This is a genomic window from Azospirillum sp. UFLA03-27, assembly GCF_059803775.1.
In genome coordinates this window covers 1-6,544 of sequence record NZ_JAUQTX010000315.1, presented here as the reverse complement: position 1 = coordinate 6,544, position 6,544 = coordinate 1, and the positions used below count along the sequence as shown (strand labels likewise).

The 6,544-nt window shown below is 69.8% G+C and carries 6 protein-coding genes and 1 pseudogene; all 7 read right to left on the bottom strand.

All coding sequences use genetic code 11. The annotated features are described in order from the left end of the window. Positions 1–335, bottom strand: a pseudogene (locus Q4I23_RS29215) (hypothetical protein); the annotation flags it as partial. A 17-nt stretch (positions 336–352) separates the two neighbouring features. Continuing rightward, positions 353–1,768: a S41 family peptidase gene (locus Q4I23_RS29210; protein ID WP_454018849.1), complete on the bottom strand. Its 1,416-nt coding sequence runs from the start codon at positions 1,766–1,768 to the stop codon at positions 353–355. Beyond that, positions 1,769–3,109, bottom strand: coding sequence for a murein hydrolase activator EnvC family protein (locus tag Q4I23_RS29205; protein ID WP_498528533.1), 1,341 nt, complete (start codon positions 3,107–3,109; stop codon positions 1,769–1,771). It abuts the gene before it with no gap. Positions 3,110–3,206: 97 nt separating this feature from the next. Next, complete coding sequence (gene gpmI, locus Q4I23_RS29200) at positions 3,207–4,772, bottom strand: 2,3-bisphosphoglycerate-independent phosphoglycerate mutase (protein ID WP_498528532.1); 1,566 nt, start codon at positions 4,770–4,772, stop codon at positions 3,207–3,209. A 145-nt stretch (positions 4,773–4,917) separates the two neighbouring features. Then, entirely contained in the window at positions 4,918–5,376 is a 459-nt protein-coding gene (gene rlmH, locus Q4I23_RS29195) for a 23S rRNA (pseudouridine(1915)-N(3))-methyltransferase RlmH (RefSeq protein ID WP_498528531.1), read from the bottom strand. Between the two features lie 42 nt (positions 5,377–5,418). Next, entirely contained in the window at positions 5,419–5,859 is a 441-nt protein-coding gene (gene rsfS, locus Q4I23_RS29190) for a ribosome silencing factor (RefSeq protein ID WP_498528530.1), read from the bottom strand. Next, positions 5,856–6,473, bottom strand: coding sequence for a nicotinate-nucleotide adenylyltransferase (locus Q4I23_RS29185; RefSeq protein WP_498528534.1), 618 nt, complete (start codon positions 6,471–6,473; stop codon positions 5,856–5,858). Before Q4I23_RS29185 ends, rsfS begins: the two co-directional genes overlap by 4 nt. Positions 6,474–6,544: the final 71 nt, after the last annotated feature.

Genomic DNA, 6,544 nt, shown 5'->3' with positions numbered 1-6,544 from the left:
GTTATAGTCTCGTGGGCTCGGAGATGTGTATAAGAGACAGGTGCGCCCTTCACCGCCACCTCGACGCTGGGAATCGCGGCCTGCCACGCCTCGGTGGTGTGCGCCGCGTTCATCGCCAGCCAGCCGCCCAGCCCGCCCAGCCCGAGGGCCAGCACGGCGTAGGCGCCGAGCAGCCTCTTGGCGAGGGGCGACAGCGGGCGGCGCTCCCTGCGTGCGTGCGGCGCGTCGTCCGAATCGCCGCCGGCCTTCCGGCGCCGGAGGCGGGCCAGCAGGCCGGGTCCGGAACGTTCCCGTTTCGCGGGCTTCAGGCGGCCCAGCAGGGCGGCAGCGTTCACGGACCCGTTCCCTCCCCTCAGTGCGCGCGGGCCTGGAACAGGGCGACGCCCCGCAGCAGGTCGAGCGCGCGGGCCAGTTGGTAGTCGAAGGGCGGCTGGTTGGGTGCGCCCTCCCCATTCTCCGCGGACGGCGCCGCCGGGGCGTTGCCGTTGGCGGGAGCCGGGGTTGCACCGGGGGCCGCACCACCCGGCGCTGCACCGGGGGCCGGAGCGTTGCTGGCGCCCGGCGCCGGGGCCGGCTGGGTGGTGGCCGGTCGGGGGGCGTCCGGGTTGCGCAGCGCGCCGCGCAGGTCGCTCTCGCGGCGGCGGATCAGACCCTGGTCGGTCTCCTCGACGCGGGCCGGGTGCACCTCGATGTCCGGGGTGATGCCCAGCGCCTGGATCGACTTGCCCGACGGCGTGTAGTAGCGCGCCGTGGTCAGGCGCATCGCGCCGTGGCCGGGCAGCGGGATGATCGTCTGGACCGAGCCCTTGCCGAAGGACTGGGTGCCGAGGACGAGCGCCCGCTTGTGGTCCTGCAGAGCACCGGCGACGATTTCCGAGGCCGAGGCCGAGCCGCCGTTGATCAGCACCACGACCGGCAGGCCCTTGGCGAGGTCGCCGGGCTTGGCGTTGTAGCGCGTGCCTTCCTCGGCCTTGCGGCCGCGGGTGGAGACGATCTCCCCCTTCTCCAGGAAGGTGTCGGAGACGGAGACCGCCTGGTCGAGCAGGCCGCCGGGGTTGTTGCGCAGGTCGAGGACGTAGCCCTTCAGCTTGTCGCCCAGCTGCTGCTGGATCGAGGCGATGGCCTTCTCCAGCCCCTGCTGCGTCTGCTCGTTGAAGCTGGTGACGCGGACGTAGCCGATGTCGCCCTCGGTGCGGTAGCGGACCGACTGCACCTTGATGACGGCGCGGGTCAGCGTGACCTCGAACGGCTCGCCGGCCTCGCCGCGGCGCACGGTGACCTTGATGTCGCTGCCCACCGGGCCGCGCATCTTCTCCACCGCCTCGTTCAGCGACAGGCCCATGACGGCCTCGCCGTTGAGCTGGATGATCAGGTCGCCCGGCTGCAGCCCGGCGCGGAAGGCCGGCGTCTCGTCGATGGGCGACACGACCTTGATCAGGCCGTTCTCCATCGTCACCTCGATGCCCAGCCCGCCGAACTCGCCGCGGGTCTGAACCTGCATGTCCTGGAAGCTCTTGCGGTTCAGATAGCTGGAATGCGGGTCGAGCGAGGTGAGCATTCCGTTGATGGCGGACTCGATCAGCTGCTCATCCGTCGTCGACTCGACATATTCGGCGCGCACGCGCTCGAACACGTCGCCGAACAGGTTGAGCTGGCGGTAGGTCTCGGAACTGTTGCCGGTGCTGTTCACCTGCGCGGTGACGGTGGCGACGCCGGCCCCCAGAAACACCAGGGCCGCGGCGGTGGCGGCACGCTTGACTATCCTCATCTACCCTTGTCCTTTCCCCTCCGGGGCGCCGAAACCGCGCTGTGGATTGATCGGCTGTCCGTGACGTCGAAGCTCGAAGTAAAGATCGGGTGACCCGTCGGCGGGCATCAGGCCGATGGGTTCCCCCGTGGCCACGCGCCGTCCGACGGCCGTGTCGATGCGGCCAAATCCAGCGATGAGACTATGATATCCGTGGCTGTGTTCCACGATCAAGATTTGGCCATAGCCGCGGAACGGACCGGCGAAGACGATCGTTCCGGCCTGCGGTGACACCACCGTCGAACCGGCGCGGGCCTGGATGGTGACGCCCCGGCTGGTCGCGCCGTAGCGGTCGGCCTCGCCGTAGCGGACGGTCACCCGGCCGCCCACCGGCAGGCGTTCCCCGGCGGGCGCGCTGGGCGCGGCGCGGGCGGTCTCCGCCTCGGCCCTGGCCCGCTGTTCGCTGGCCCGCTGCTCCGCGAGTTTCTGTTCGGCGGCGCGCTGCTCCGCCGCCTTCTGTTCCGCCAGCTTCTGCTCGGCCGCCTTCTGCTCCGCGGCCCGCTGCTCGGCGAGCCGGCGTTCGGCTTCGCGGCGCTCCGCCTCCAGCCGCTCGGCCTCGCGCTTGGCCGCCATGGCGGCGGCGGCGCGGCGTTCGGCCTCGATGCGGTCCATCAGCTGGCGCAGGTCGGCGGCCTGACCGGTCAGCCGGGCGGTGCGCTGGGCGACCTGCTGGCGCTCCTCCTCGGTCTGGCGCGACAGTTCCTCGCGCCGGGCGACGAGCTGGCCGATCTCCTTCTGGCGATCGATCAGTGTGAGGCGGGCGGCGTAGGTGCGGCTGCGCTGGGTCTGCAGCGTCTCGCGCGTCTCGGCCAGCCGGGTCAGCGCCTGGGCCAGCGCGTCGGCGCGGGCGCGCAGGGCCGGCACGGTGTCGCGCAGCAGCAGGGCGGAGCGCAGCGTGTCAACCGGCCCGTCCGGACGGGCCAGCGCCGCTTCCGGCGGGATGCGGGCGACGCGCTGCAGGGCGGCGAGCAGGGCGGCGATCTGCTGCCGCTCGCCCTCCAGCTTTTCGGCCTGGTTGCGCTCCTGCGTCTCCAGCGCGGTCAAGGACTCTTCGAGATGGGCGAGTTCGTCCTCCTGCGCCCGCTCCTGATCGGCCAGACCGACCAGCCGGTCGCGCAGCTCGTCCAATTCCTTCTGGAGCGTCTGCGACTGGCGGTCGAGCTGCCGTTGCAGGGCCTTGTCGGTCTGGAGATCCTGCTCCACCCGCTTCAGCGTCTGGCCGGGAGACTCGGTCTGTGCGGTGGCGGCGGTGGAGATGACGAGAAGGGTGGCGGTCAGCAGGGCCGGCCGCCAGGAAAACACCCGTCTCCGCCCGGCGCCTTGCGGAACGGAGACGGGGAGGGGGAGCAGAGCAACACCCGCCGGATGATCGCGCCCTGCGCCCATGCCCGGTTCTGCCTTATTCCGCGGCGGCCCGCGCGCTGGCGCGGTCGATCAGGCTCTTGCCGGTCATCTCCGCCGGCTGCGGCAGCTTCATCAGGTCGAGCAGCGTCGGGGCGATGTCGGCCAGACGCCCGCTGCGGATCGCCGACACCCCGGCGGGGCCGTTCACCAGCACCAGCGGCACCTTGTCCAGCGTGTGGGCGGTGTGCGGGCCGTTGGTCTGCGGGTCCTTCATCAGTTCGCAGTTGCCGTGGTCGGCGGTGACCAGCATCACGCCGCCCTGGGCGCGCACGGCGGCCTCCAGCCGGCCCAGGCTGACGTCCACCGCCTCGACCGCCTTGATGGCGGCGGATAGAATGCCGCTGTGGCCGACCATGTCGGGATTGGCGTAGTTGATGACCACCAGATCGTACTTTCCGCTGTCCACGGCGGCGACGACCTTGTCGGTCACCTCGGCGGCGGACATCTCCGGCTGGAGATCGTAGGTCGCGACCTTCGGAGACGGCACCAGGATACGGTCCTCGCCGGGGTACACGCGCTCCTCGCCACCGTTGAAGAAGAAGGTGACGTGCGGGTACTTTTCCGTCTCGGCGATGCGCAACTGGGTCAATCCGGCCTCGCTGACCACTTCGCCCAGCACCTTGGTCAAGGATTTCGGCGGAAAGATGGTCGTCATCAGCTTGGCGAGCGTGGACGAGTATTCGACCATGCCGACGGCGGCGGCCAGCTTCGGCACGGCGGCGCGCTCGAACCCGTCGAAGGCCGGGTCGACGAAGGCGGCCAGGATCTCGCGGGCGCGGTCGGCGCGGAAGTTCGCCATCAGGATGGCGTCGCCGTCCTTCATGCCGGTGTAGCCGTCGATGACGGTCGGCAGGATGAACTCGTCGTGGGTGCCGGCGGCGTAGCTCTGCTCGATCGCCTGGATCGGGTCGGCGGCCGTCTCGCCCTGGGCGCTCACCAGCGCGGCGTAGGCCTTGGCCACGCGGTCCCAGCGCTTGTCGCGGTCCATGGCGTAGTAGCGCCCGCTGACCGTGGCGACATTGACTCCCGGCAGGGCGTGGACGTCGGCCATGAACTCGGCCATCTGGTCCTTGGCGCTCTGCGGCGGCACGTCGCGGCCGTCGGTGAAGGCGTGGATCTCGACCGGGACGCCCTCATGGGCCAGCACGCCGGCCAGCGCCGCGATGTGGTCCTGGTGCGAATGGACCCCACCCGGCGAGAGCAGGCCCAGGATGTGGCAGCGCCCGCCCGAGGCCAGCAGCGTCCTGGCGAGGTCGTTCAGCGCGGCGTTGCGCTCCAGCTCCCCCTCGACGATGGCGTGGTCGATCATCACCAGATCCTGGCGGACGACGCGGCCGGCGCCCAGATTCATGTGACCGACCTCGGAGTTGCCCATCTGGCCCTTGGGCAGCCCGACCTCCTCCTCGCTGGCCTCCAGGAAGGCGCGCGGCTCCGACGACCACAGCCGGTCCCAGTTGGGCGTGTTGCCCTGGGCGATGGCGTTGTCCTCGCGCTCCTCGCGGTAGCCCCAGCCATCCAGGATGCACAGCACTACGGGTCGGGGACGATTGGTCTCGGTCATCACGGTCCTCATACGCCTGTCACGGTCGGGTTGCGGGTCTCGGTCGAACTGTCTGACGCGGTTTCTTGTGGCTGATGCCTTTTATGCGCGCATCGCCTTGGGCCGGATCAGAAAATGGCGCGCCTGCGCACGCGCACAATGGGAGTCATGCACGGTGATAGGGGTGTCCGGCCAGAATTTGCTGGGCACGGTAGATTTGCTCCGCCAACATGCCTCGCACCAGCATATGCGGCCATGTCATGGCGCCCAAGGCCAAAAGAAAATCGGCGCGCGCCCGCACGGCGTCGCCGTGGCCGTCCGCGCCGCCGATGAGAAAGGCGATGTCACCCGCCCCCTGGTCCCGCCAACCGCCGATCTTGGCGGCGAAGGCTTCGCTGGTGATGGTCTTGCCGCGCTCGTCCAGGGCCACGACGATGGCCCCGACGGGGATGGCGGCCAAAAGCAGCTCCGCCTCCTGCCGCTTCAGCTCGTCGGAGGCGAGGCGCTTCTTCACCTCGACCTCACGCAACGTCAGCGGCCAGGACAGGCGGCCGGCATACTCGTCATAGAGATCGCGCGCCGGACCGGTCCGTGACCGCCCAACCGCGGCAAGCCACAGACGCATCGGTCCGACTCCCGTTCCTCACCCGTCCTGAATGCTCGGCCGTCAGGCGCTCATGCGCTCGGCGGAGGGCCGCGGCGTTTCCAGACCCCACATCTTCTCGATGTTGTAGAAGGTCCGGACTTCCGGGCGGAACAGGTGGATGATGACGTCCCCGGCGTCGACCAGAACCCAGTCACACTGGTTCAGGCCCTCGACCTCGACGCCGCGCAGACCGGCCTGCTTCATGCGGTCGGCCAGCTTCACGGCCATGGCGGCGATGTGCCGGGTGTTGCGGCCCGACGCCACGATCATGTAGTCGGCGATGCTGGTCTTGCCGGCAAGATCGATGACGACGACGTCTTCGGCCTGATCGTCGTCCAGGGACGTCTCGACGAGCGCCTTCAGTTCGTCCGGCTGGGGAACGGGAACGGGCGCGGGCCGCACAACGGGCGCGGCCGGTTCGATGAACGTGTTGATGGTACCTACCTCGCGATACAGGGTCACGACCCGCTGGCGCGTGCCCGGCGGATCGCCGTCGCCGAAGCCGGATGCAGCGGGTTGCGGAGGAAAATCCAGGCCGGTGTTTTCGAACCGGCCAACCCCTTGGCCTTGTGCATGCTCACCCGGCGACGGGCATAGCGCTGAGCGGCTATGCCACCAAGCGCCCCTATAGAATAAGTTGGACGGGCGAGAACTGCAACCGGCACCAGCCGGAAGATGCGCGTCCAATGCCGCCAGCGGGGGATTTGCCGAAGATTGTCCGCCCCCATCAGCCAGACGAAGCGCGTTTTGGGGAAACGGAGCGTCAGCTTGGCCAGCGTGTCGGCGGTGTAGCGGGTGCCAAGCTCCCGCTCGATGGCGGTGACCCGGATGGCCGGATGGCGGGCGGTGCGCCGGGCCTCCTCCAGCCGCTCGGCGAGCGGCGCCATGCCACGCACCGGCTTCAGCGGGTTCTGCGGGCTGACCAGCCACCACACCTGATCGAGCCCCAGCGCCTTCAGCGCGTACAGGCTGATGTGCCGGTGCCCGGCGTGGGCCGGGTTGAAGGACCCGCCGAGCAGCCCGACGCGCAGGCCGGCGTGGAGCGGGCCGGTGTAGCGGTGGGGGGGTGTCGCCATGCTTGCCCCCTCCCTAACCCTGTCTCTTATACACATCTCCGAGCCCACGAGACTATAACAGCTATCGCGTA